At 71.1% G+C, this 24371-nt stretch carries 24 protein-coding genes; 14 read left to right on the top strand and 10 right to left on the bottom strand.

Features of this window, described 5'->3' with window-relative positions; all coding sequences use genetic code 11:
- Positions 1-151: 151 nt before the first annotated feature.
- The gene (locus ACFVYR_RS29715; protein WP_384262797.1) at positions 152-943 is read right to left on the bottom strand and encodes a LysR family substrate-binding domain-containing protein; all 792 of its coding nucleotides are present in this window, start codon (positions 941-943) and stop codon (positions 152-154) included.
- A gap of 57 nt (positions 944-1000) precedes the next feature.
- Between ACFVYR_RS29715 and ACFVYR_RS29710 the strand changes: the two genes are divergently transcribed.
- Positions 1001-1417 carry a DUF5997 family protein gene (locus ACFVYR_RS29710; protein ID WP_384262800.1) on the top strand — a complete coding sequence of 139 codons (417 nt, stop codon included), beginning with the start codon at positions 1001-1003 and terminating at the stop codon, positions 1415-1417.
- Positions 1418-1434: 17 nt separating this feature from the next.
- Here ACFVYR_RS29710 and ACFVYR_RS29705 read toward each other — a convergent pair whose 3' ends face one another.
- The 4 genes from ACFVYR_RS29705 to ACFVYR_RS29690 form a co-directional block, all read right to left on the bottom strand.
- Positions 1435-2640 (bottom strand): epoxide hydrolase family protein, encoded by a 1206-nt coding sequence (locus ACFVYR_RS29705; protein WP_384262802.1) that lies wholly within the window; start codon positions 2638-2640, stop codon positions 1435-1437.
- An 11-nt stretch (positions 2641-2651) separates the two neighbouring features.
- Positions 2652-3647, bottom strand: coding sequence for an RNA polymerase sigma-70 factor (locus tag ACFVYR_RS29700; protein ID WP_384262805.1), 996 nt, complete (start codon positions 3645-3647; stop codon positions 2652-2654).
- Between the two features lie 52 nt (positions 3648-3699).
- Positions 3700-4173, bottom strand: a complete 474-nt coding sequence (locus ACFVYR_RS29695; RefSeq protein ID WP_384262808.1) for a carboxymuconolactone decarboxylase family protein — start codon at positions 4171-4173, stop codon at positions 3700-3702.
- Between the two features lie 182 nt (positions 4174-4355).
- Positions 4356-4997 (bottom strand): TetR/AcrR family transcriptional regulator, encoded by a 642-nt coding sequence (locus ACFVYR_RS29690; RefSeq protein ID WP_384262810.1) that lies wholly within the window; start codon positions 4995-4997, stop codon positions 4356-4358.
- A gap of 96 nt (positions 4998-5093) precedes the next feature.
- On the opposite strand from ACFVYR_RS29690, the gene ACFVYR_RS29685 reads away from it, so the two are divergent.
- Positions 5094-5801 carry a hypothetical protein gene (locus tag ACFVYR_RS29685; protein WP_384262812.1) on the top strand — a complete coding sequence of 236 codons (708 nt, stop codon included), beginning with the start codon at positions 5094-5096 and terminating at the stop codon, positions 5799-5801.
- A 27-nt stretch (positions 5802-5828) separates the two neighbouring features.
- On the opposite strand, the gene ACFVYR_RS29680 is transcribed toward ACFVYR_RS29685, so the two are convergent.
- A complete protein-coding gene (locus ACFVYR_RS29680) occupies positions 5829-7427 on the bottom strand; it encodes an amidase (RefSeq protein WP_384262816.1) in 1599 nt (532 codons plus the stop codon).
- A 660-nt stretch (positions 7428-8087) separates the two neighbouring features.
- Between ACFVYR_RS29680 and ACFVYR_RS29675 the strand changes: the two genes are divergently transcribed.
- The gene (locus ACFVYR_RS29675; RefSeq protein WP_384262818.1) at positions 8088-8603 is read left to right on the top strand and encodes a putative immunity protein; all 516 of its coding nucleotides are present in this window, start codon (positions 8088-8090) and stop codon (positions 8601-8603) included.
- A gap of 293 nt (positions 8604-8896) precedes the next feature.
- Here ACFVYR_RS29675 and ACFVYR_RS29670 read toward each other — a convergent pair whose 3' ends face one another.
- Positions 8897-9238 (bottom strand): hypothetical protein, encoded by a 342-nt coding sequence (locus ACFVYR_RS29670; protein ID WP_384262821.1) that lies wholly within the window; start codon positions 9236-9238, stop codon positions 8897-8899.
- A gap of 230 nt (positions 9239-9468) precedes the next feature.
- Here ACFVYR_RS29670 and argC point away from each other — a divergent pair, with 230 nt between their 5' ends.
- Genes argC through ACFVYR_RS29645 form a run of 5 tightly spaced genes read left to right on the top strand, consistent with a single transcriptional unit; the run spans position 9469 to position 14317 of the window.
- On the top strand, positions 9469-10497 hold the full coding sequence (gene argC, locus ACFVYR_RS29665) for an N-acetyl-gamma-glutamyl-phosphate reductase (RefSeq protein ID WP_384262823.1): 1029 nt from the start codon (positions 9469-9471) through the stop codon (positions 10495-10497).
- Complete coding sequence (argJ, locus tag ACFVYR_RS29660; RefSeq protein WP_384262825.1) at positions 10494-11645, top strand: bifunctional glutamate N-acetyltransferase/amino-acid acetyltransferase ArgJ; 1152 nt, start codon at positions 10494-10496, stop codon at positions 11643-11645. The genes argC and argJ overlap by 4 nt, the downstream gene beginning before the upstream one ends.
- Entirely contained in the window at positions 11642-12565 is a 924-nt protein-coding gene (gene argB, locus ACFVYR_RS29655) for an acetylglutamate kinase (protein ID WP_384262827.1), read from the top strand. Before argJ ends, argB begins: the two co-directional genes overlap by 4 nt.
- Positions 12562-13767 (top strand): acetylornithine transaminase, encoded by a 1206-nt coding sequence (locus ACFVYR_RS29650; RefSeq protein WP_384262830.1) that lies wholly within the window; start codon positions 12562-12564, stop codon positions 13765-13767. The genes argB and ACFVYR_RS29650 overlap by 4 nt, the downstream gene beginning before the upstream one ends.
- Before the next feature lie 7 nt (positions 13768-13774).
- Entirely contained in the window at positions 13775-14317 is a 543-nt protein-coding gene (locus ACFVYR_RS29645; RefSeq protein WP_384262832.1) for an arginine repressor, read from the top strand.
- A 91-nt stretch (positions 14318-14408) separates the two neighbouring features.
- On the opposite strand, the gene ACFVYR_RS29640 is transcribed toward ACFVYR_RS29645, so the two are convergent.
- Both ACFVYR_RS29640 and ACFVYR_RS29635 read right to left on the bottom strand, forming a co-directional pair.
- Entirely contained in the window at positions 14409-15389 is a 981-nt protein-coding gene (locus ACFVYR_RS29640; protein WP_384262835.1) for a bile acid:sodium symporter family protein, read from the bottom strand.
- Positions 15390-15446: 57 nt separating this feature from the next.
- Positions 15447-16052: a pyridoxamine 5'-phosphate oxidase family protein gene (locus tag ACFVYR_RS29635; protein WP_384262837.1), complete on the bottom strand. Its 606-nt coding sequence runs from the start codon at positions 16050-16052 to the stop codon at positions 15447-15449.
- A gap of 146 nt (positions 16053-16198) precedes the next feature.
- Between ACFVYR_RS29635 and argH the strand changes: the two genes are divergently transcribed.
- From argH to ACFVYR_RS29615, 4 genes are all read left to right on the top strand, one after another.
- Complete coding sequence (gene argH, locus ACFVYR_RS29630; RefSeq protein WP_384262840.1) at positions 16199-17629, top strand: argininosuccinate lyase; 1431 nt, start codon at positions 16199-16201, stop codon at positions 17627-17629.
- Positions 17630-17726: 97 nt separating this feature from the next.
- Positions 17727-18701 carry an aldo/keto reductase gene (locus ACFVYR_RS29625; protein WP_384262842.1) on the top strand — a complete coding sequence of 325 codons (975 nt, stop codon included), beginning with the start codon at positions 17727-17729 and terminating at the stop codon, positions 18699-18701.
- Between the two features lie 86 nt (positions 18702-18787).
- On the top strand, positions 18788-19339 hold the full coding sequence (locus tag ACFVYR_RS29620; protein ID WP_384262845.1) for a TetR/AcrR family transcriptional regulator: 552 nt from the start codon (positions 18788-18790) through the stop codon (positions 19337-19339).
- On the top strand, positions 19336-20883 hold the full coding sequence (locus tag ACFVYR_RS29615; RefSeq protein ID WP_384262847.1) for an MFS transporter: 1548 nt from the start codon (positions 19336-19338) through the stop codon (positions 20881-20883). The genes ACFVYR_RS29620 and ACFVYR_RS29615 overlap by 4 nt, the downstream gene beginning before the upstream one ends.
- A gap of 549 nt (positions 20884-21432) precedes the next feature.
- Here the strand turns inward: ACFVYR_RS29615 and ACFVYR_RS29610 are convergent.
- A complete protein-coding gene (locus ACFVYR_RS29610; protein WP_384262849.1) occupies positions 21433-22053 on the bottom strand; it encodes a lysophospholipid acyltransferase family protein in 621 nt (206 codons plus the stop codon).
- A gap of 449 nt (positions 22054-22502) precedes the next feature.
- Between ACFVYR_RS29610 and ACFVYR_RS29605 the strand changes: the two genes are divergently transcribed.
- Both ACFVYR_RS29605 and ACFVYR_RS29600 read left to right on the top strand, forming a co-directional pair.
- Positions 22503-23693 (top strand): glycerophosphodiester phosphodiesterase, encoded by a 1191-nt coding sequence (locus tag ACFVYR_RS29605; RefSeq protein ID WP_384262852.1) that lies wholly within the window; start codon positions 22503-22505, stop codon positions 23691-23693.
- 125 nt (positions 23694-23818) lie between these two features.
- Positions 23819-24346 carry a sigma-70 family RNA polymerase sigma factor gene (locus ACFVYR_RS29600; protein ID WP_384262854.1) on the top strand — a complete coding sequence of 176 codons (528 nt, stop codon included), beginning with the start codon at positions 23819-23821 and terminating at the stop codon, positions 24344-24346.
- The last annotated feature ends 25 nt before the right edge of the window (positions 24347-24371 follow it).

Here is a 24371-nt window from a genome sequence, read left to right as displayed (position 1 = left end):
AAAACGCTCGGCTGGGAAACCCCAGCCGAGCGCCTCGCTAAGCTCCTGGCAACAGCCAGTTGATCACCGTGTTGCGACGACCCCTTGAATTCGCCATGTGGCGGGGGCCCCTCCGCGTACGAGGTGAAGGCGCAGCGCTACGAGTGCCGCGCTACGAGCGGCGCCGGGGCTTGCCGCGCTTGGCGGGCTTGGGTCGGGCTGCGGCACCGCGCTGCGGCTTGCCGGTCGCCCTGCCGCCCGACGCGCCGCCGGTCTTGCCGCCCGTCTTGCCCGCCGCGGGCTTCCGCTTGGGCTGGGCGGCCGCCTTGGCCTGGTCCTTCGCCGGCGCCTGCGCACGGCCCCGCGAGCTGTTGACCGTCCGGCCGCGGACGATCCCGATGAAGTCCTCGACCAGGTCGGTGGTCTCCGCCTCCGGCCACGACAGGGCGACGCGCGACTCGGGGGCGTCCGTCACCGGGCGGTAGGTGAGGTCCTTGCGGTGGTGCAGGCGGGCGAGCGACTGGGGGACGACCAGGAGGCCGACGCCCGCCGCGACCAGCTCGACGGCGTCCTCGGTCGTGGCGGGCCGCTCCAGCGCGGGCAGGCCGGGCCGCCGCTCCCACTCCAGGGTCTCGTCGAGCGGATGGAACACGATGTCGTCGGCGAGATCCTCGACCGACACCTCGTCGACCGCCGCGACGACGTGGTCCTTGGGGGCCACGACGACCGTGGTCTCGGTGTAGAGGGGGATCGCGCTGAGGTCCGTACGGTCGATGGGCAGCCGTACGAAACCGGCGTCCGCGCCACCCGCCCGCAGCACGTCGGGCGCCTCTTCGGCGGAGACCGTCAGGAGGGTCAGCGGGACATCGGGCAGCCGCTCGTTCCAGATCCGCACCCATTTCGCGGGCGTCACTCCGGGGACGTAGGCGAGCCGGAACGCCGGGGGTACTTCCGAGCCTGTCACCTCGCCAGGCTACCCGGCGTGGTCAGGAGTAGCGCACATGCTCGATACCCTTGACCCATGACGTCGCACCAGACCACCCAGACCATGAAGCCCGCGACCGCGGCGAAGAAGCTGGGTGTGTACCTCCAGGCCACGCCCGCCGAGTTCCAGGAGGGCGTCATCTCGCGCAGCGAGCTGAACGCGCTCCAGACCGACCCGCCCGAGTGGCTCAAGGAGCTGCGGCGCAACGGCCCGCACCCCCGCCCCGTCGTCGCGGCCAAGCTCGGGGTCTCCATCGCGGGCCTCGCGCGCGGCGGCGTGACCGAGCCGCTCACCACGGAGCAGATCGACGCCCTGAAGGAGGAGCAGCCCGGCTGGCTGCGCCAGGAGCGCGCCGTCCAGGCCGAGGTCCGCAAGGAGAGCGTGCGCATCAAGGAGAAGCAGGCGGAGCAGGCCGAGAAGCGCGCGACGCGCGCCGAGGACTCCCGCTCCTGACGCCGCCTACCCCTCGGCTACCCGTCGGCGCCTCGCCGCTCGAGCGTCCGGAAGAACCTCCGCACGTCGTCGACGAGCAGTTCCGGCTGCTCCATCGCCGCGAAGTGGCCGCCCCGGTCGTACGTCGTCCACTGGACGATGTTCTCGGTGCGGTCCGCGATGTGGCGCAGCGGGATGAAGTTGTCACGGGGGAAGTCGGCCAGCGCGGTCGGCGTCGTCGACGGCTCGGGCGGGGTGCCGGTGTAGGCGGCCTGCGCCCGCTCGTAGTAGATCCGGGCCGACGAACCCGCCGTGCCGGTCAGCCAGTACAGCATCACGTTCGTGAGCATCCGGTCGCGGTCGACGGCGTCCTCGGGGCGGCCCGTGGAGTCCGTCCACTCCTTGAACTTCTCGACGATCCAGGCCAGTTGGCCCACCGGTGAGTCGGTAAGACCATACGCCAGGGTCTGCGGGCGGGTGCTCTGGATGTCGGCGTACCCCTGACGGTCCCGGCTCCACGTCCGCGTGCGCTCCCAGGAGGCCAGCGTGCGCGCCCGCTCCGACGGGTCCAGCGCGCTCAGCTCCCGCGCGGTCGGCTCCCGCGTCTGGGCCGAGTTGGGCAGCAGGTTCAGGTGTACGCCGATGACGTTCTCCGGACGCAGGCGGCCGTGTTCGCGGGAGATGGCCGCTCCCCAGTCGCCGCCCTGGACGCCGTACCGCTCGTAGTCGAGCCGTCGCATCAGCTCGGCGGAGGCGAGGGCGACCCGCCGGAACTCCCAGCCGGTCTCCCGGGTCGGGCCGGACAGGCCGAACCCGGGGATGCTGGGCAGCACCAGGTGGAACGCGTCGGCCGGGTCGCCGCCGTGCGCCCGCGGATCGGTGAGCGGGCCGACGACATCGGCGAACTCGACGATCGAGCCCGGCCAGCCATGGGTCATGATCAGGGGCGTCGCGTCCGGCTCGGGGGACCGGACATGGGCGAAGTGGAGGTTCGCGCCGTCGATCGTGGTGGTGAACTGCGGCCACTCGTTCAGCGCGGCTTCGGCGGCCCGCCAGTCGTACACGTGGCGCCAGTGCCGCACGAGCTCCTCCAGGTAGCCGCGCGGGACGCCGTACGCCCAGCCGACCCCGGGCAGTTCGTCGGGCCAGCGGGTGCGGTCGAGCCGCGCGTGGAGATCGTCCAGGTCAGCCTGGGGTATGGCGATGCGGTAGGGCCGGATGGTGGTGTCGCGCGAGGTCGTCATCGTTGCGCATGCTACGTCCGGGGGGTTCCGCACGTGACCGGCTTTTCCCCGGCCTTCTCCGCGGGTTCGCGCCGGGCGTGCGGGCGGCGCGCCGCCCGCATCAGGCGCCGCGTCTCGCGGTCGATGGCCCAGGCGTCCGCCACCGGCCCCAGGTGCCCGAGCTTGTCGGGGTTGATGATCAGGCGGATCGCCTGGATCCGTCCGTCGGCCACGTCGAGCGCCAGGATGTGGAGCACCTTGCCGTCCCGGTCGCGAAAGACCGCGCCCGGCCCGCCGTTGACCTCATGGGCCTCGAACGCCACGCCGATCCGCGTCATCACGGGGAAGCCGGCGGTGAGCAGCCTGGCCACCTTCTCGCCGCCGACGACGGTCCGCGACAGCTGCGGACCCTTGCCGCCGCCGTCCCCGACCATCGCCACGTCGGCGGCGAGCAGGCTCCGCAGTCCGGCGACGTCGCCCTCGCTGAGGGCGTCGAAGAACCGGGACGCCAGCTCGGCGCGCTCCTCGCGGGCTGGTTCGAAGCGCGGCCGTCCGGCCGCCATGTGCCGCCGGGCCCGCACCAGCAGCTGCCGGCACGCCGCCTCCGACCGCTCCACCGCCGCGGCGACCTCGTCGAACCCGAAGCCGAACACGTCGCGCAGCACGAACACCGCCCGCTCCAGCGGGCTGAGCCGCTCAAGGAGCAGGAGCGCCGCCACCGACACCGACTCGGCGAGTTCCACCGCCCGTGCCGGATCCTGGTACGGGTCCTCGAGCAGCGGCTCGGGGAACCAGGGGCCCACGTACTGCTCCCGGCGCACCCGCGCGGACCGCAGTACGTCGATGGAGATCCGCGTCACCGCGGCGGACAGATAGGCCTTGGCCGACGTGGGGCGGGTGGCCGACGCGTCGAAGCGCAGCCACGTCTCCTGCACCGCGTCCTCGGCCTCGCTCACGCTGCCCAGGATCCGATAGGCGATCGAGAACAGCAGCGACCGCAGCTCCTCGAACTCCTCGACCTTGTCCATGCCGTCCCCCTCGCTCCCCGTCAGCCGCTCAGTCTCGCTCCCCGTCAGCCGTTCAGTGGATCTGGCCGGGCTCGTAGTCGCCGGCCGGCTGCCGGGTCATGATGTTCATCCGGTTGACCATGTTCATGAACGAGATGTGTACCACCAGGGCGGCGAGCTGCTCCTCGTCATAGTGCTCCGCGGCGCGCGCCCACACCTCGTCGCCGACCCCGCCGGACGCGTCCGCGACCCGGGTCGCCTCCTCCGCGAGCTCCAGCGCGGCGCGCTCGGCCTCGGTGAAGACCGTGGCCTCCCGCCAGGCCGCGACCAGGTTGAGCCGCACCGGCTTCTCACCCGCCGCGGTGGCCTCCTTGGTGTGCATGTCGATGCAGACGGCGCAGCCGTTGATCTGGCTGACGCGCAGCGCCACCAGCTCCTGCGTCGCGGTCGGCACCGTCGTCTCCTTGAGCGCGTTGCTCCCCGCGATGAAGTACTTGAGCGCCTTGGCGGCGTTGGGCTGGGCGAAGAAGTCGAGTCGCGCGTCCATGATGTGCTCCCTCTGGGCTCGTTCTGGGCTTGTTCTGGGCTTGTTCGTGCCGACACCCCTGAGACGAGGCAGCCTGATCCCCTGTGACATGGAGGGATGTGACCCGCGTCTCTCGTGTCCGCCGCCCCTCCCTACGAGCGTTCCCTCTCTACGAGCGCCCCCTCTCTACGAGTGCTCCCTCTCTACGAGTGCTCCCTCTCGTTCTCCGTGAGGGTCTCGAATGCCGCGCACAGGAGCCGGACGTTGCGCCGGAACTTCTCGTCCTGGCTCAGCCGGGGCATCTGCTCCATGACGAGCGGGAAGCGCGCGCACAGGTCGGCGTAGGTCTCGGCGGTGACGGTCGGCGCCGTGGGCTCGGTCTGCTCCTGGAGGACGAAGCCCGTGATGTGGCTGAGGAGGGTGTCGGCCGCGATGCCGCAGTGCTCGGCGGGGACGCCTGCGTCGAGCAGGGTCCCGAGGAGTCGCTCCATCAGGGACAGCCCGCCGGTGCTCAGCGTCCCGGGGCTGTCGGCCAGCAGGAGCGCGCCCCCAGGGTGCTGCTTGAGGCTCCGGCGCAGCGCCACGGCCTGCACCTCGATCTCTTCCCACCGGGTCGCCCCGGGTGGCAGCACGGCCAGGGCGTCGCTCCCCGCGTCGTACGCGTGCCGGCAGACCCGGTCGGCCATCAGCGCGAGCAGCTCGCCCTTGCTGCGTACGTGGTAGTAGAGGCTGCCCGCATGGGTGCCGAGCCGCTCGGCCACCCTGCGCATGGACAGGCCGTGGTATCCGGTCTCGGCGAACGTGGTCATTCCGGCGTCGATGATCCGCTCTCTGGTGAGCTTCATGAGGGCACCGTAACAGCTTTTCAAACACCGTTAGAAAATCGTGCTAGCCTCACCGCTGACTGGTTTCGAACACTGTTGGAAGAGGGCACGGGGGACATGGGCGGACTGGATGGACTGGGCGGACTGCTCTTCGGCGCGACGACGGCCGCGCTGATGGTGATGATGATCAACAGCGGGCTCGGCGCGGTGGGGCGGGACTCGCTGCGCGGGCGGCCCGTTCCGTGGGTCGCGGTCGGCCTGACGGCGCTTGCGGTGGCCGGTGTCGTCCTTCAGCTGTGCTGGAAGGGGGCGATGGCCGCCCTCGACGACGACCCCGCCAAATCCGGCTGGTGGCGAGTGCTCACCGCCGTCTTCATGCAGAACGGCGGCTTCACCGGCGGGCTCTGGAACATCGCCACTCTCGCCGCCGTGGCGGCGCTCGCGCAGTGGCTCTGGGGCGGTCCGCTGACCGCGCTCCTCTTCGGCGCCGGCATCCTCCTGCCGGAGCGGATCGACGCCCTGCTCGGTCTGGGCGGCGGCCACAGCACCGACCCCCGCAACTTCGCGGGCAGCTCAGGTGCCACGTACTTCCTCGGAGCCACCCTGGCGGCCGCTCTCCTGACGCGCGCCCGCACCAGGAAGGAGCAGGCCCTCGCGGCCGGTGTCCCGGTGCTCGGGCTCCTCATGTGGGTCGCGCAGGACAACGGTCACGGTCTCGTGGCCGCCTACGGCTTCGCGCTCGGAACCGTCCTCTGGGCGGTACTGCGACGGGTGCCGCGTCTCCGTCCGGGAGCGGGCACCCGTACGCCGTCCGTCACCTCCTGAGCGCGGCGCCGCGGGTCTGCGCCCTGTTCAGCGGGTCGCGCCGGCCCCGGCCGTCGGCAGGTAGCGCGGGGCACGCCAGGCCTTCAGCCGGTGCTCCACCGCGGCCCCCAGCGACAGAAGCTCGGTGTCCTGGCGGTCACCGGCCATCAGGAGCAGGCCGATCGGGAGTTCGTTCACGGTCCCCGCGGGCACCGAGAGGGACGGATATCCGGCGACGGCCGCGGGGGTCGACGACGGGATGACGTCGTTGTCGCCGCGCGCGCAGTCGGTCGTCCAGGCGGGCGGGTTCGTGGGCGCGGCGATGGCGTCCAGGTGGTGGGAGGCCATGGTCTCGTCGATGGAACGCCGGGAGAGGTCCTTCAGCTCGGCGCGCATCGCCCGGTACGCGGGGTCGGTGGTGGGCGGCGCGGCGAGCGCCTGCTCGAACAGCTCCTGGCCCGCGAAGCAGCTCTGCTCCTCGGGGTGGGCGCGGTTGAACTCGATCAGCCCGGCGAGGTCCTCGGGGCCTTCGCGAGTGGCGAGGTAGGCGTCGATGTCCCGGTGGAACTCGCTGAGCAGCGCCGGGAATTCGAGTTCGGCGAGCCGGTCCTGGTACGGGGGCGTCACCTCGACGACCACGGCCCCGGCCTTGCGCAGCTTCGCCGTCGTATGGGTCATCACCGCGTCCACGTCGGCGCCGAGCGAGGGGAGGCGCCACAGGCCGATCCGCTTGCCGCGGAGCCCGGCGTCCCCCCGGCCCGCCGCCGTGTCCACGCCACGTGAACCGGCCTTCTGCCCGCTCAGCACCGAGAGCGTGAGCGCGGTGTCGGTGACGTTGCGCGCCATGGGCCCCGCGGTGTCCTGCTCGGCGGAGATCGGCACCACGCCGGACCCGCTGACCAGGCCGAGGCTGGGCTTGTGGCCGACGACGCCGTTCATCCCGGCCGGGCACACGATCGAGCCGTCCGTCTCGGTGCCGATCGCCACCTGCGCCAACGACGCGGCGAGCGCGGCGCCGGAACCGGCCGACGACCCGCAGGGGTTGCGGTCGAGTACGTACGGGTTGTGGGTCTGCCCGCCCACGGCCGACCAGCCCGAGGTCGGCTTCGCGCCGCGGAAGTTGGCCCATTCGGACAGGTTGGTCTTGCCGAGGATGACCGCCCCCGCCTTCCTCAGCCGGGCCACCAGTACGGCGTCGGTGGCGGGTGGCTTCCCGGCGAGCGCGAGCGATCCGGCCGTCGTCGGCATGTCACGCGTGTCCACGTTGTCCTTGAGCAGGACGGGGATGCCGTCCAGCGGCCCGAGGGTCTTCCCCTGCCGGTGCCGGGCGTCGCTTGCGGCCGCCTCGCGCAGGGCCGCCGGGCTCGTCCGCAGCACCGCGTGGATCTTCGGGTCGACCTTCTCGATCCGTCGCAGATAGGCCCGGGTCAGCGCCGAAGCGCTCAGCGACCCGTCCGTCATGCGCGCCTGCAACTCCGGGATCGTCACGGTGTCCAGGTCGACCCCGGAAGCGAGACGCGCTCCGGCCGGCGGCGACGCACTCCCGGCGCCATGCCCAGCGCCTCGCGCCCCGGCATCCGGTATACCCGTCAGAAGGGACCCCGCGACAAGGGCGGCGGTCATTGCGGTCATGCTCCTCTTGCCCATGAGGCTCAGCCGACTACACGGGCAGCACCCGGCGCAAGAGTGCGGAGCTTGCACAGATCGTGAACACCGGGCCCGCCGGGCGCATTTCAAGCCACCGCGGCCAGCACCGCCTCCGCCGCTCTCGACATCCTGCTCCGCACATGAGACTGAGTTCTTGAGCTGGCCCGTGAGCGCTTGAGTTGGCCTGGGTGAGCGCAGGAGGTGGCCCGCAGGGCAGCGGCCGCTGCTCTCACCTGCGTCGTTTTCGACGAAAGTGGTACGCGAGACCTTTCGGGCGGCATGTTCTGGGGGGCGACGACCGGAAACGCGAGATCGCCTCCATCTTCATCTGGACCCGCGTCACCGCCGGGGAACACCTCTTCGCACCCCGCCCCCTCGAACAGACCCAGCCCGAGCAGATCCGCCGGGCATGGGCCGCCCGGCGCCCCATCACCTGGCACCAACTCGCCTGGACGCCCGGATCCGGGCCCCCACTATGCCGCCCTGCGACGGCTCCTCACCGAGTACGCAGGCAAGCTGGCCAAGGAGATCGATGCTGCGGACCCGCTCGCCAACGGCGCGGTTACATAAGATGCATCGCCCTTTGCCAGAAGCTGCGTCAGCCGGTCGTGGCACGTGCCCTCGGTCGTGGAGCGGATACCAGCAGAAGGAGTACCAGTCATGATCCTCCCGAAGGTCCGGGACCCTCGTTTCGTGACGATCCGCCGCGGCGGGACCCTCACCGACACGGATCACCATCTCCTCGCCCTGTGGGCGGCATCGTGCGCGGAGCGCGTCCTGGACCTCTTCGAGTCGGTTCGGCCCGAGGATCCACGACCGCGTCAAGCGATCGAACATGCCCGAGCCTGGGTGCGTGGCGAGGTCAAGATGATGCAAGCTCGCGCGGCGGGAGGCCATGCGATGGGCGCTGCCCGAGACCTGCGTGGCGCAGCACGGCATGCCGCATACGCCGCCGGCCAGGCCGCGGTCGTTGCACACGTCGCCGCCCACGAACTGGGTGCGGCTGCCTATGCGATCAAGGCTGCGCGTGCTGCCGCGCAGGAAGACGAGGGCGAAGCAGCTGGGCGACTTGAGTGCCAGTGGCAGCGTGACCAGCTTCCGGAAGCGATCTGCGAACTCGTACTTGACGATCAGCGCTTGCGCAACGACCTCTGCTGGTCGGTGTTCGACTGCTGAGCGTAGGCCGGGGCGCCGGCTACCCCGGCACCTTCCGCCACTACCTCTTCACCGGCAGCTTCGAGCGTACAGCGAAGGACCTCCAAAAACCGCGCCCTGATCCGCGGGCCGCCCCCGACGCACACCCGGGCCAACTCAAGCGCTCATGGGCCAACTCAAGAACTCAGTCTCACACGCTGTGACCGAGCGCTGCAGTTGGCACCGAAGGACAACTACAGCGCTTAGTTCTGATGAACGGGCCTGTATCCGCGTTGCGAATGGGGCGGGCAGGTCAGCGTAGCGGCGGCGTGCGCTCACCGGCCGAAGCGGCTCTTCTTGGGAGGGTCGGCAGGGATCAGCTCTTGGATATGGACGAGCTCGGCCGCTCGGATGGTCAAGTGCTCGGCAACCGTCGTCGGTCCCTCGTCACCCTTGAACCAGTACGACTTGGTCAGCTCGACAAACCAGCTTGTCGGCGAAGTCTGGAACACTGTTCGACCGAACGAGGTGTCGGTCTGAAGCAGGCCGGGGGTACTGGACCGGGCGACATCCTCAGCACGGGTAACGGCCGCTTCCCTTCCGCCTTCGACCGAGATCTTGCGCAACAGCCTCGACTCCCCGTGCTCGGCCTGTTCCACCAAGACGTACCAGCTCACAGTCCTGCCCCTCCCGCAACGGGGCGTGCCCGCCGCCCGGTGCAGCGCCCCGCCCTCATGCTTGTGATCCAGACGCTACCTCGCGGGCCAACTTTCACGCTCAGGGGCCGACTCGCGTGCTCAAGGGCCAGGTAGCGCGCTCAGTCACAGCGCATCCGTACCGCCCCCGCAGCCACGTTGCATAAAACTGCGGTGAAACGTATAGTCATGCCATCCAAGAGGAGGGTTCCATGAGGGTACGCGCAGCAGTGGCAGGGGCGAGTGGGTACGCGGGCGGCGAGCTGCTGCGTCTGCTGCTCGGGCACCCCGGGATCGAGATCGGCGCCCTCACCGGCAACTCCAACGCGGGGCAGCGCCTGGGCGCGCTGCAGCCGCATCTGCTTCCGCTCGCCGACCGGATCCTGGAGCCGACCACCGGCGACGTCCTCGCCGGGCACGACGTCGTCTTCCTCGCGCTGCCCCACGGGCAGTCCGCCGCCGTGGCCGAGCAGCTCGGACCGGACGTCCTCGTCGTCGACATGGGCGCGGACTTCCGGCTCGCGGACGCGGCGGACTGGGAGAAGTTCTACGGGAGTCCGCACGCCGGTACCTGGCCGTACGGCCTGCCCGAGCTGCCGGGCGCCCGCGCCGCGTTGGCGGGCGCCAAGCGCATCGCGGTGCCCGGCTGCTACCCCACCGCCGTCTCGCTCGCGCTCTTCCCGGCGTACGCGGCCGGTCTCGTCGAGGCGGAGGCGGTGATCGTCGCGGCGTCCGGCACCTCCGGCGCGGGCAAGGCCGCCAAGCCGCACCTGCTGGGCTCCGAGGTCATGGGCAGCATGTCCCCGTACGGCGTGGGCGGCGCCCACCGGCACACGCCCGAGATGATCCAGAACCTCAGCGCCGCCGCGGGCGCCCCCGTCACCGTCTCCTTCACGCCGACCCTGGCCCCGATGCCCCGCGGCATCCTCGCCACGTGCAGCGCGAAGGCCAAGGCGGGCGTCAGCGCCGAGTCCGTACGGGACGTGTACGTGAAGGCCTTCGCCGACGAGCCGTTCGTCCACCTGCTCCCCGAGGGGCAGTGGCCCGCCACCGCCGCCGTGTACGGGTCGAACGCCGTGCAGGTCCAGGTCGCGTACGACGAGGCGGCCGGGCGCGTGATCGTGATCAGCGCCATCGACAACCTGACCAAGGGCACCGCCGGCGGCGCCCTGCAGAGCATGAACATCGCCCTCGGCCTCGACGAGGCCACCGGGCTCACTACGATCGGAGTCGCGCCGTGAGTGTGACGGCAGCCAAGGGATTCACGGCCGCGGGCATCGCCGCGGGCATCAAGGAGAACGGCAACCCGGACCTGGCCCTCGTGGTCAACACCGGGCCCCGCCTGGCCGCCGCGGGCGTCTTCACCTCCAACCGCGTCAAGGCCGCCCCCGTCCTCTGGTCCGAGCAGGTCCTCAAGGGCGGCCTGGTCTCCGCCGTCGTCCTCAACTCCGGTGGCGCCAACGCCTGTACGGGCCCCAAGGGCTTCCAGGACACGCACGCCACCGCCGAGAAGGTCGCCGATGTCCTGTCCTTGAACGCCGGTGACGTCGCCGTCGCGTCGACCGGACTCATCGGCGTGACCCTCCCCATGGACAGGCTCCTGCCTGGCGTCGAGAAGGCCGCCGCCGAACTCTCCCCGCACGGCGGAGAGAAGGCCGCCATCGCCATAAAGACCACCGACAGCGTCCACAAGACGTCCGTGGTCACCAAGGACGGCTGGACCGTCGGCGGCATGGCCAAGGGCGCGGGCATGCTCGCCCCCGGCCTCGCCACCATGCTCGTCGTCCTCACCACCGACGCCGAGCTGGAGGCCGACGTCCTGGACCGGGCGCTGCGCGACGCCACCCGGCTCACCTTCGACCGCGTCGACTCCGACGGCTGCATGTCGACCAACGACACCGTCCTGCTGCTCGCCTCCGGCGCCGCCGGAGTCACCCCGGAGTACGCCGAGTTCGCCGCCGCCGTACGCGAGGTCTGCGACGACCTCGGACGCCAGCTGATCGGCGACGCCGAGGGCGCGAGCAAGGACATCAAGGTCGAGGTCGTGAACGCGGCGAGCGAGGCCGACGCCGTCGAGGTCGGCCGCTCCATCGCCCGCAACAACCTCCTCAAGTGCGCCCTGCACGGCGAGGACCCCAACTGGGGCCGCGTGCTCTCCGCCATCGGCACGACATCGGCGGCCTTCGACCCGAACGAGCTGAACGTCGCCATCAACGGCGTCTGGGTCTGCAGGAACGGCTCCGTCGGCGAGGACCGCGAGCTCGTCGACATGCGCTACCGGGAGATCGTCATCACCGCCGACCTGGCCGCGGGCGACCAGGCCGCGACCATCTGGACGAACGACCTCACCGCGGACTACGTCCACGAGAACAGCGCGTACAGCTCATGACCAAGGACGCGAGCAGCCAGCCCACCGCCCGCAAGCACACCGCGCTCCCCAAGGCGCAGATCCTCATCGAGGCACTGCCCTGGCTGACCCGGCACCGCGGCAAGACCGTCGTCATCAAGTTCGGCGGCAACGCCATGGTCGACGAGGAGCTGAAGGCCGCCTTCGCCCAGGATGTCGTCTTCCTGCACCACGCGGGCCTGAGGCCCGTCGTCGTGCACGGCGGCGGACCGCAGATCAGCGCGGCCCTCGACCGGCACGGCATCATCAGCGAGTTCAAGGCGGGCCTGCGCGTCACCACCGAGGACGCCATGGACGTCGTACGCATGGTGCTCGCCGGCCAGGTGCAGCGCGAGCTGGTCGGGCTGCTCAACCGGCACGGCCCGCTCGCCGTCGGCCTCACCGGCGAGGACGCGCACACCATCACCGCCACCAAGCACCGGCCCCGCATCGAGGGTGAACTGGTCGACATCGGCCGCGTCGGCGAGATCACCGAGATCGACACCGGCGCCATCGAGGCGCTGCTCGCCGACGGCCGTATCCCGGTCGTCTCCTCGATCGCCCGTTCCCAGGACGATCACCATGTCTACAACGTCAATGCTGATACGGCGGCTGCGGCACTCGCTGCGGCGCTTGATGCCGAGACCCTGATGGTCCTGACCGACGTCGAGGGCCTCTACGAGGACTGGCCCAACAGCGACGAGGTGATAAGCCGCCTCACCGCCGCCGAGCTGGAGAAACTCCTGCCCGAGCTGGCCAGCGGCATGGTCCCCAAGATGGAGGGCTGTCTGCACGCCGTGCGCAACGGCGTCGAGACCGCCCGCGTCATCGACGGACGCGTCCAGCACTCGATCCTGCTGGAGATCTTCACGGATGAAGGAATCGGCACGATGGTCGTGCCCGACACGGAGGGGGAGTCATGAGTAACCAGGAGCTGACCACGCGCTGGCAGGGCGCGCTCATGGACAACTACGGCACGCCCAGGCTGCCTCTCGTGCGCGGCGCGGGCACCAAGGTGTGGGACGCCGACGGCAAGGAGTACCTCGACTTCGTCGGCGGTATCGCGGTCAACGCCCTCGGCCACGGGCACCCGGCGGTCGTCGAGGCTGTGAGCGCGCAGATCGGCGCCCTCGGCCACGTCTCGAACCTCTTCGTCGCCGAACCGCCCGTCGCGCTCGCCGAGAAGCTGCTGCAGCTCTTCGGCCGCGAGGGCCGGGTGTACTTCTGCAACTCCGGCGCCGAGGCCAACGAAGCTGTGTTCAAGCTCGGCCGACTGACCGGCCGTCCGCACATGGTCGCCACCGGGGGCGGCTTCCACGGCCGCACGATGGGCGCGCTCGCCCTCACCGGCCAGCCCCGCAAGCAGAAGCCGTTCGTACCGCTGCCCGGAGAGGTCACGCACGTCCCCTACGGCGACGTGGATGCCCTCCGCGCAGCCGTGACCACCGATACCGCCTTCGTGATCATCGAGCCGATCCAGGGCGAGAACGGCGTCGTCGTGCCGCCCGCGGGCTACCTGGAGGCGGCCAGGGACATCACTTCGGCCACCGGCACGCTCCTCGTCCTCGACGAGGTGCAGACCGGAATCGGCCGCACCGGGCACTGGTTCGAGCACCTCGCGCACGACGGCGTCCAGCCGGATGTCGTGACGCTCGCGAAGGGTCTGGGCGGCGGCCTTCCGCTCGGCGCGACCGTCGCGTTCGGCGCCGCAGCCGACCTCTTCGAGCCCGGTCACCACGGCACGACATTCGGCGGCAATCCGGTCGCGTGCGCCGCGGGCCGCGCCGTCGTCGACACCATCGAGGCCGAGGGGCTCCTTGAGAACACCAAGCGGGCGGGCGAGAAGCTGCGCGACGCGATCGAGTCACTGCGGCACCCACTCGTAGGGCATGTAAGGGGCTCGGGGCTGCTGCTGGGTATCGTGCTCACCGAGCCGCTCGCGCCACGGGCGCAGCAGGCGGCTCAGGACGCCGGCTTCCTCATGAACGCGCCCGCCCCCGATGTCGTACGGCTGATGCCTCCGCTGAACGTGCGCGACGACGAGGTGGAGGCGTTCCTGCGGGCCCTGCCCGGCATCCTGGACAAGGCTCTAGAAGCCGACGGGGACGGACGATCCGGAGAATGAGACGACGATGAGCCAGGCGCAAGGCAACGAGCACGGCGACCACGCGGGTCCCGCCGTGCCGCAGACCCGCACCGCACGCCACCGCCGGATCGTGGACATCCTCAACCGGCAGCCGGTGCGCTCCCAGAGCCAGCTGGCGAAGCTGCTCGCCGACGACGGCCTGACCGTCACTCAGGCGACGCTCTCCCGCGACCTCGACGAGCTGAACGCGGTGAAGATCCGCAACGCCGAGGGCGACCTCATCTACGCGGTACCGAGCGAGGGCGGCTTCCGCACCCCGCGCGCGCCGCTCGGGGAGTCGGCCAAGGAGGAGCGGATGCGGCGTCTCTCCGCGGAGCTGCTGATCTCCGCGGAGGCCTCGGCGAACCTCGTCGTCCTGCGCACCCCGCCGGGCGCCGCCCAGTTCCTGGCCTCGGCCATCGACCAGGCCGAACTGCACGACATCCTCGGCACCATCGCGGGCGACGACACGCTGATGCTGATCAGCAGGGAGCCGGCGGGGGGTCAGGCCCTGGCGGACCATCTGCTGCGGCTTGCGTCGAACGACTGATCCGGCCCCTGGGCCCTGGGCACCGTCAATCGCCGGCTGCGCCGAGCTCGTCCTCACGCGCCGGACGGGCTGTCAGGCGCTTGGGTCGTCCTCAATCGCCGGACGCGCTCGGATTCCTTCGTGCCATCCACGCCGCCACCAACGCTCCCGACACGTTGTGCCACACGGAGAACACCGCCGAGGGCAGCGCCGCGAGCGGGCTGAAGTGGGCCGTTGCCAGGGACGCCGCGAGGCCCGAGTTCTGCATGCCGACCTCGAAGGCCATGGCCCGGGAGGCGGGCGGGCCGAGGCGGGCCAGTTTGCCCGCGCCGTAACCGAGCGCGAGACCGAGCCCGTTGTGCAGGAACACCGCGAGGAACACCAGCGCCGCGGCCGACTTGATGGCCGCGGCGCTGCCCGCGACGACGATCGCCACGATGGCGGCGATGGTCAGCGCCGACAGCCACGGCAGCGCGCCGAGTACCCGGTCGACGTACCGCCCGAAGAGCAGCCGTACGAGCAGGCCCGCGATGACCGGAAGCAGCACGGTCTTGAGGATGTCCGTGACCATCGAGCCCGCGTCGACGGGCAGGTACTCGCCCGCGAGCAGCAGCGTCAGCGGCGGCGTGACCAGCGGCGCGAGGACGGTCGACACAGTGGCCACGGAGACGGACAGGGCCACGTCGCCCCGGGCCAGATAGGTGACGACGTTGGACGCGGTGCCGCTCGGCGCGCAGCCCACCAGGATCACCCCGGCCGCCAGCTGCGGTGACAGACCGAGCGCGTGGGCGATCAGCCAGCCGAGCCCCGGCATGATCACGTAGTGCGCCACCAGGCCGAGCGCGACGGCCCAGGGCCGCTTGACCACGCCCTGGAAGTCGAGCGGGGTCATGGTCAGCCCCATGCAGAACATCACCACGCCGAGCAGGTACGGGACGTTCGTGCCCCATCCCGCGAAGGTGTCCGGCACGGCGAGACCGAGTCCGCCCGCCGCCAGGACGAGGACGGGGAAGACGGTGACGGCGCGGCGGGCTGCCTTGTCGGCGGCGCCACCGCCACCGGTGGGGCTGGGGAGCGTCTGTTCGGGTTGCACGGCGCGATGCAACGCCCCGGCCGGGCGCGCGTGCAACCCCGTCTCGGTATGTGGTCGCTACACGGAGCTCTCGGTCCGTGCGACGCCGGGCGGCACCGGCAGCGGCAGGCCGGGAAGCCCGTCGATGCTTTGCGCGATGTGCTCCTTCTTGGTGAAGTACGCGTTGAGCGACGCGTCGTCGTCGCGGGCGAAGCGCCTGGCGTGCAGGTCGCGGTCCTCGTCGTACGTCATGAAGGGCACCGCGTACCCGCAGGTGTCGCGGACGAGGTCGGCCGTCACGACGATGATGGCGCGCAGGCCGTGCGGGGTGGGGTCGATGTCGGGGAAGTGGCCGAGGAGTTCCTTGAAGCGCGGGTCGTCGCGGAAGACGGGCTCGCCGCGACCATGCACCCGCACGATGTTGGGCGGCCCCTGGAAGGCGCACCACATGAGAGTGATGCGGCCGTTCTCCCGCAGGTGCGCGACGGTCTCCGCGTTGCTGCCCGCGAAGTCGAGGTAGGCGACGGTGAGTTCGTCGACGACCGCGAAGGAGCCCTTGAGGCCCTTGGGGGAGAGGTTGATCGTGCCGTCGCCTGCGAGGGGCGCTGTCGCGGTGAAGAACATCGGCTGGGCCTCGATGAAGGTGCGCAGCCTGCCGTCTATGCGTTCATAGGTCTTTCCCATGACCAGTGATTATTGGGCAAGGCTTTTTGTTTGTCTAACGAAATGGATCACCGTTCCACAGGGTGGCCTGATTGACGAAACATACGGAGTACTGCATACTCATGCATGACGGTGCATGCAGGGAACGGCCTTGAGGAGCACGTGCAGTGAGCAGCAACAACGGCGGTGACGTCCGGCTCTGGGGCGGACGGTTCGCCGACGGGCCCGCAGAGGCCCTCGCGAAGCTGTCCGCATCGGTCCACTTCGACTGGCGCCTGGCCCCTTACGACATCGCCGGCTCCCGCGCCCACGCACGCGTGCTGCACAAGGCGGGCCTGCTCACCGACGACGAGCTGACCGGCATGCTGGACGGACTCGACCGTCTCCAGGCCGACGTGGCCGACGGCTCCTTCGTCGGCACCGTCGCCGACGAGGACGTCCACACCGCCCTGGAGCGGGGTCTCCTCGAGCGGGTCGGCCCCGACCTCGGCGGCAAGCTGCGGGCCGGCCGCTCCCGTAACGACCAGGTGGCAACGCTCTTCCGGATGTACCTGCGCGACCACGCCCGGATCATCGGCGGCCTGCTCGCCGACCTCCAGGGCGCGCTCGTCGGGCTCGCCGAGGCACACCCCGACGTCGCCATGCCGGGCCGTACGCATCTTCAGCACGCCCAGCCGGTGCTCTTCGCGCACCACGTCCTCGCGCACGTCCAGTCGCTCTCCCGGGACGCGGAACGGTTGCGGCAGTGGGACACCCGGGCGGCCGTGTCGCCGTACGGCTCGGGCGCGCTGGCGGGCTCCTCGCTCGGCCTCGATCCCGAGGCGGTCGCGAAGGACCTCGGCTTCGAGCACGGCTCGTCCGCCAACTCCATCGACGGGACGGCGTCCCGAGACTTCGTCGCGGAGTTCGCCTTCATCACCGCGATGATCGGCGTCAACCTCTCCCGCATCGCCGAGGAGATCATCATCTGGAACACGAAGGAGTTCTCCTTCGTCACCCTCCACGACGCCTTCTCGACCGGCTCGTCGATCATGCCGCAGAAGAAGAACCCCGACATCGCCGAGCTGGCGCGGGGCAAGTCGGGCCGCCTCATCGGCAACCTGACGGGCCTGATGGCGACCCTCAAGGCGCTCCCGCTGGCGTACAACCGTGACCTCCAGGAGGACAAGGAGCCGGTCTTCGACTCCTGCGACCAGCTGGAGATCCTGCTCCCCGCCTTCACCGGCATGATGGCGACGCTCACCGTGCACCGCGAGCGCATGGAGGAGCTGGCCCCGGCCGGCTTCTCGCTCGCCACGGACATCGCCGAGTGGCTGGTCAAGCAGGGCGTGCCGTTCCGGGTGGCGCACGAGGTCGCGGGCGGCTGCGTCAAGGAGTGCGAGGCGCACGGCATCGAACTCGACCAGCTCACGGACGAGCAGTTCGCCAAGATCTCCGAACACCTCACCCCCGAGGTGCGCACCGTCCTCAACGTGCCGGGCGCCCTGGCCTCCCGCAACGGCCGCGGCGGCACCGCGCCCTCGGCCGTCGCCGCCCAACTGGCCGAGGTCAAGGCGGACCTGTCGGTCCAGCGCGAGTGGGCGGGCGCCCGCGGCTGACGGGACGGGTGCCCGCCGGTGGCGAAGGGGCGCCACGGGTGACAAAAGGGCCTCGCGGGTTACGTTGACGGGGACCCCCTACAACGAGGAGCCCGCGATGCCCTTCGCCCGGCTGGCCGCAGCCACGACCCCGACCGCACACCTGGGGCTCGGCCTCGCCGCCGTCGGCAGGCCCGGCTACATCACCCTGGGCCGCGAGAGCGACCTGCCGCCGTCCCGCAGCGTCGAGGCCCTGCGCGAGCGCGCCCACGAACTCCTCGACGCCGCCTACGCGTCGGGGGTCCGCTACTTCGACGTGGCACGGTCCTACGGCCGCTCCGAGGAGTTCCTCGGCGACTGGCTGCGCGCCAGGCCCGACGTCCGTGACGTCGTCATCGGCAGCAAGTGGGGCTATACGTACACGGCGGACTGGCGCACCGACGCCGAGGGCCCGCACGAGGTCAAGGACCACAGCGTCGCCGCGTACGTACGCCAGCGCGCCGAGAGCGCCGAACTGCTCGGCGACCGGCTCGACCTCTACCAGATCCACTCCGTGACGCCCGAGAGCCCGGCGCTCACCGACAAGGAACTGCACGGCCGCCTGGCCGAGCTGGCGGCCGAGGGCGTCACGGTCGGCCTCTCCGTGAGCGGCCCGGGGCAGGCGGCCGCGATCCGCGCCGCCCTCGCCGTCACCGTCGACGGCGAGCCGCTCTTCCGCACCGTCCAGGCCACGTACAACATCCTGGAGACCTCGGCCGGGCCCGCGCTCGCCGAGGCGCACGACGCCGGGCTCACGGTGATCGTCAAGGAGGGCATGGCCAACGGCCGCCTGGCCGGTCCCTACGCGCCGACCGCGCTGCGCGAGGTCGCCGAGGAGACGGGGCTCGGCTGCGACGCGGTGGCGCTCGCCGTCCTCCTCGCCGAGCCGTGGGCGGGCGTGGTCCTGTCCGGGGCGGCCACCTCGGTCCAGCTCGTCTCCAACCTGCACGCCGCCGCCGTCGACCTGGAGACCGGCCGGTTGGAGCGGCTCGTGGGGCTGGCGCAGGACCCGGCGGCGTACTGGGAGGGCAGGGCGCGGCTGCCCTGGAACTGAACCGACAGGCGGGGCCTTCGGGCAAGCGAGTTGCACGACACCCGCTCAATGAGACAGTCCTGTCTCAATTGGCTTATGGTTGTCGCATGTCAGTCGATCGCGACCAGGTTCTGCGCAGCGCCGCGGCCCTGCTCACCCGCAAATCCACCTCCACGATGGACGAGGTCGCCCGCGCCGCGGGCATCAGCCGGGCGACCCTCCACCGCCACTTCGCGGGCCGCGACGCGCTCGTGCGCGCCCTCGAAGAGCTCGGCCTCCAGGAGTGCGAGGCCGCCCTCGACCGGGCCACCCTCGGCGAAGGCGGCGCCAGTGACGCGCTGCGGCGCCTGGTGAGGGAGATCGAGCCGGCCGCGGGGCTGCTCGCGTTCCTGTACACCGAGAACCAGCTCTTCGAAGGCGAAACCCAGCACGAGGGCTGGTCCCGCATCGACGACCGGCTGGCCGCGCTCTTCCGGCGCGGCCAGGAGAACGGCGAGTTCCGCATCGACCTCACGCCCGTCTGGCTGACCGAGGCGCTGTACGGGCTCGTCGGCTCCGGCGCCTGGGCCGTGCAGGACGGCCGGGTGGCCGCCAACGACTTCTCGTACATGATCGCCGAGCTGCTGATCGGCGGCGCACAGCGGAGAGTGGAATCATGACCAGCACCCATCCGCAGACAGCGGCTCCCGAGGCGGAGCGCAGCCCCGGCCGCTGGCTCGCGCTCGCCGTCCTCGCCCTGGCCGTGCTCCTGGTCGCCGTCGACGCGACCGTGCTCGGCCTGGCGACGCCCTACATCAGTGAGGACCTCAAGCCGTCCGGCACCCAGCTGCTGTGGATCGGCGACGTCTACTCCTTCGTCATCGCGGGCCTGCTCGTCTCCATGGGCAGCCTCGGCGACCGCATCGGCCGCAAGAAGCTCCTGCTCACCGGGGCCGTCGCCTTCGGCGCGGTGTCGGTGCTCAACTCCTACGCCACGAGCCCCGAGCTGATGATCCTGGCCCGTGCGCTGCTCGGCGTCGCGGGCGCGACGCTGATGCCGTCCACGCTGGCCCTCATCCGCAACATCTTCCACGACCCGCGCGAGCGCAGCCTCGCGGTCGGCATCTGGGGCGCCATGGCGTCCGCGGGCGCGGCCGTCGGGCCCGTCGTCGGCGGCTTCCTGCTCGAACACTTCTGGTGGGGCTCGGTCTTCCTCATCAACCTGCCGGTGATGGCCGTGCTCGTCCTGGTCGGCATCAAGTTCCTGCCCGAGTCCAAGAACCCGGCGCCAGGGCCCTGGGACCTGCTCAGCGTCGTGCTCTCGCTCATCGGCATGATCGCCGTCGTGTACGCCATCAAGGAGGTGGCCGCGCACGGTCTGCGCTGGGACGCCGTGGCGGGCGCGGTCGTCGGCATCGCGGCGCTCACCTGGTTCGTACGCCGCCAACTGACGCTGCCCGCGCCGCTCCTGGACATGCGGCTGTTCCGCAACCGCGGCTTCTCCGGGGCGGTCCTCGCCGACCTGCTGACCGTCCTCGGCCTCTCCGGCCTGGTCTTCTTCCTCTCCCAGTTCCTCCAACTCGTGCAGGGCCGGCGGCCCTTCGAGGCGGGCCTCGCCGAACTGCCTGCGGCGGTCGGCGCGGTGGGGGCGGGGCTGATCGCGGGCATGGTGGCGCGGCGCTTCTCCGTACGGGTCGTGGTCGCCGGTGGCCTTGCGGCGGTCGGCCTCTCCCTCGCCGCGCTCACTGCGTTGAGCCAGAGCACCGGCTACCCCCTGCTCGGCGCCGCGCTCCTCGTCGTCGGCATCGGCGCGGGCTTCTCCTTCACCGTGACCGCCGACGTCATCCTCTCCAGCGTTCCCAAGGAACAGGCGGGCGCGGCCTCCGCGGTCTCCGAGACGGCGTACGAGCTGGGCGCCGCACTCGGTATCGCCCTCCTCGGCTCCATCGTCACCGGCGTCTACCGCGACTTCACGGCGCCGCCGGGCACGCCGCCCGATGTCGCGTCGGCCGCGCACGAGTCGCTCGGCGGCGCGGTGGAATCGACGGCGGACCTCCCCGTCCACCAGGCGGACGTCCTCCTCTCGGCCGCCCAGAGCGCCTTCGTCGACGGCCTGCGCCTGGCGGCGGGCGTCGGAGCGGCGGTGCTCCTCGCGACGGCGGCGGTCGCGTGGTTCCTCCTGAAGGGCCAGAAACTGGAGGACGGCGCAGGCACTGGCCACTGACGCGGGCGCCTGGCGGCGAGCGGTACGGCCACCCTTTTGCGCAGTTCCCCGCGCCCCTTGGGGGGTGGGCGTTGGTGTGTTGTCTGCGGGCGGTGTGTGGTTGCTCGCGCAGTTCCTCGCGCCCCTGGAGGGGTTGACCGCGGCTGTGTGGCTGCGGGGGGGGGGCGCCCCTTAGGGGCGCGGGGAACTGCGCGACCAGCCGAATCCGGCCCGCAGGCGAAGGACCGGCCGGGCGGGTACGCCGTCTGATCCGGTCTCGCGTCCGGCGGCGCGGGAGGTGCTTTCTAGGGGCGCGGGGAACTGCGCGACCAGCCGAATCCGGCCCGCAGGCGAAGAACCGGCCGGGCGGGTACGCCGTCTGACCAGGCCTCACGTCCGGCGGCGCGGGAGGTGCTTCCTGGGGGCGCGGGGAACTGCGCGACCAGCCACAGCGCACCCGCACCCCGCACCGCGCACCCGCACCCGAAACGAGAACGTCCGCCCCGACGCCGGGAAAAGAACCCCAGCCCCGGCGCGGACGGACACACCGTAAAACCGCCCCCCTGGCGGCTAAGCCGCCTTCGCCTTGGTGGCGTACATGTCCACGTACTCCTGCCCCGACAACAGCATGACCTCCGTCATCACGGAGTCCGTCACCGCCCGCAGCACATACCGGTCACGGTCCATGCCGTCGTACCGCGAGAACTCCATCGCCTCGCCGAAGCGGACCGTCACCTTCCCCGGACGGGGGAGCCCCTTGCCGCCCGGCTGGAGCTTGTCCGTGCCGATCATCGCGAAGGGGACGACGGGCGCGCCGGTCATCAGGGTGAGCCGGGCGATCCCCGTACGGCCCCGGTACAGCCGCCCGTCGGGCGAACGTGTGCCCTCGGGGTAGATGCCGAAGACATTGCCGTCGTCGAGAATGCGCCGACCGGTCATCAGCGCGGCCACACCGCCGCGCCCGCCGTCACGGTCCACCGGGATCATGCCGACGCCGGTGAAGAACCACGCCATGAGGCGGCCCTTGAGGCCCTTGCCGGTGACGTACTCGTCCTTGCCGATGAAGAACACCGGACGCTTGGTCACCAGCGGCAGGATCATCGAGTCGATGAAGGTGAGGTGGTTTCCGGCCAGGATCACCGGTCCGGTGCCCGGAATGTTCTCGGCGCCTTCTACCCGGGGGCGGAACATCAGGCGCAAGATCGGTCCGAGCACTGCCTTGATGAGCGCTAGACGGGACAACAGGCCCTCCGGTGTCAACGGGTCGACGGCGAGTAAGTGCAGGTGAGTACGGTACTCGTGGGCCACCGCCGTTTGCACATCGGGTACATGCACTCAATACGCAGTGTTGACCTGATTTTGCGGTGTCTTGCCCTGAGCCGTCTCCTTTGCGACGCCCGCATCCCCACGGTGTCGTTGTGGCCCGAACCAGTGGTTCTTCTCACGCGCGGCCGTCGCTCCGCGTGACGGCCGCCGCCAGCGCGGGGCCGCCACCTCCATGGTGCGCCCACCGTCCGCCCACTCGCCACGCCGCGTCATCCCGCCGTTCCGTCGGAGGTCTCCCACACGTCACTCGCGGCCACCTACGATCAGTCCCGCTTTGTCAGGTGCAAGGCGGCGGTACATCGGGAGGAGCGCCAATGGCGACGCAGGAGTCGGGTCAGCAGCAGCCGGGAACGAGCCCGGGGCGGCGGGCGGTGCTGGGGGCCGCGGTCCTCGGCGCGGGCACGGCCGTGGCGGGAGTGCCCGGCGTGGCAAGAGCCTGTGAGCGGCACGGCGGCGGACACGGGCACGGACACGGCCACGGCGGATACCGGAGCCTGCCCGTGCCCACGATCGTCGCGCACCGGGGCACCAGCGGCTACCGTCCCGAGCACACGCTCGGCTCGTACCAACTGGCCCTGGACATGGGCGCGCACGTCATCGAGCAGGACGTCGTGCCCACCAAGGACGGCCACCTCGTGTGCCGGCACGAGAACGACATCACCGCGACGACGAACGTGTCGGCGCACCCCGAGTTCGCGTCCCGCAAGACCACGAAGACCGTGGACGGCGCCAAGCTCACCGGCTGGTTCACCGAGGACTTCACGCTCGCCGAGCTGAAGACGCTGCGCGCCAAGGAGCGCATCCCGGGCACCCGCCAGCGCAACACCCTCTACGACGGCCGCTGGGAGGTCCCCACCCTCGAAGAGGTGCTGCGGTGGGCGGAGAAGGAGGGCCGCAAGCGCGGCAAGCCGGTCTGGCTGCACATCGAGACCAAGCACCCCACGTACTTCCGCAAGCTGGGCCTCGGCCTCGAGGAGCCGCTCGCCAAGCTGCTCCGCCGCTACGGCAGGCACAAGAAGAACTCGCCGACCTTCCTGCAGTCCTTCGAGCCGTCCAGCATCCAGCGCCTGGCCGAGCTGGTCGCGGGCCCCCGCGTCGTGCTGCTCTCCACCGCGGACTCCCGCCCCTGGGACTTCGTCGAGGCGGGCGACTCGCGCACCGTCGCCGACCTGATCACGCCCAAGGGCCTGCGCTGGCTGGCCTCCTTCGCCCAGGGCATCGGCCCCACCCTCGACCTCGTCATCCCGAGGAAGGCCGACGGCAGCCTCGGCACCCCGACCACCCTGGTCGAGGACGCGCACGCGGCGGACCTCATCCTGCACCCGTACACGATGCGCAACGAGAACACCTTCCTGCCCGCGAACTTCAGGAAGGGCACCGACCCGAACGCCTACGGAGACGCCTTCGGTGCCTTCAAGGCCTACTTCGAGACGGGCATCGACGGCGTCTTCTCCGACAACTGCGACACCGCGCTGCTCGCCGCCGCGGACTTCACGAACGGCTGACGGCTGACGGTTGCGTCGGCGCCCCGGCCGGTGACTCGCGTCAACGGCCGACCGTCCGGCCCCGGTTGGGGTGAGAAGCGGCCGCTCCGGAAACCTCGGACCGCGGCGGCCGCGTCCCGCCGGGCATGACGTACGACCTCAAGCTCACGCTCATCCCCGCGCTGCGCCCACTGCTCGCCGCCGAGGCGTCCGCGGAGGCCCTCGGCTCCGGCGCCGACCCCGGCGACCTCGAACAGGCCGTCTGGCTCCGCCTGTTGGAACGTCTGGCGGCCGAGGGCCCACCCGCCGACCCGGCGCTCTGGCTGCGCGGCGCCGTCCGGTCCGAGGCGCGCCGCACCCGGCGCGCCGGCCGACGCGAGGCGGCGTACGCGAGCGAGCCCGCCGACGACGCCGAGCGCGGCCCCGAGCAGCGCGCCCTGACCGCCGACAGCCGCCGCACCCTGCACGCCGCGGTGCGCAGGCTCCCCGGCCGCTGCCCCGGCATCATGGCCGCGCTGCTGTCCCCCGAGGACCTCACCTACCGGGAAATCGCAGGAGAGTTGGGAATGTCACAGGGCAGTCTGGGGCCAGAACGTTCCCGTTGCCTGGGATGCCTGCGCAGAATGCTGACCACAGAGGTTGCGGCTACCGCTCCGTGGGGAAGGGAGCGGTAGACAACCGGTGGAGCAGGTGAGCGGG

This window comes from Streptomyces sp. NPDC058284, assembly GCF_042881135.1.
GTDB lineage: Bacteria > Actinomycetota > Actinomycetes > Streptomycetales > Streptomycetaceae > Streptomyces.
The sequence above is the reverse complement of the archived record's forward strand: the minus strand, read 5'-3'. Positions and strand labels throughout refer to the sequence as shown.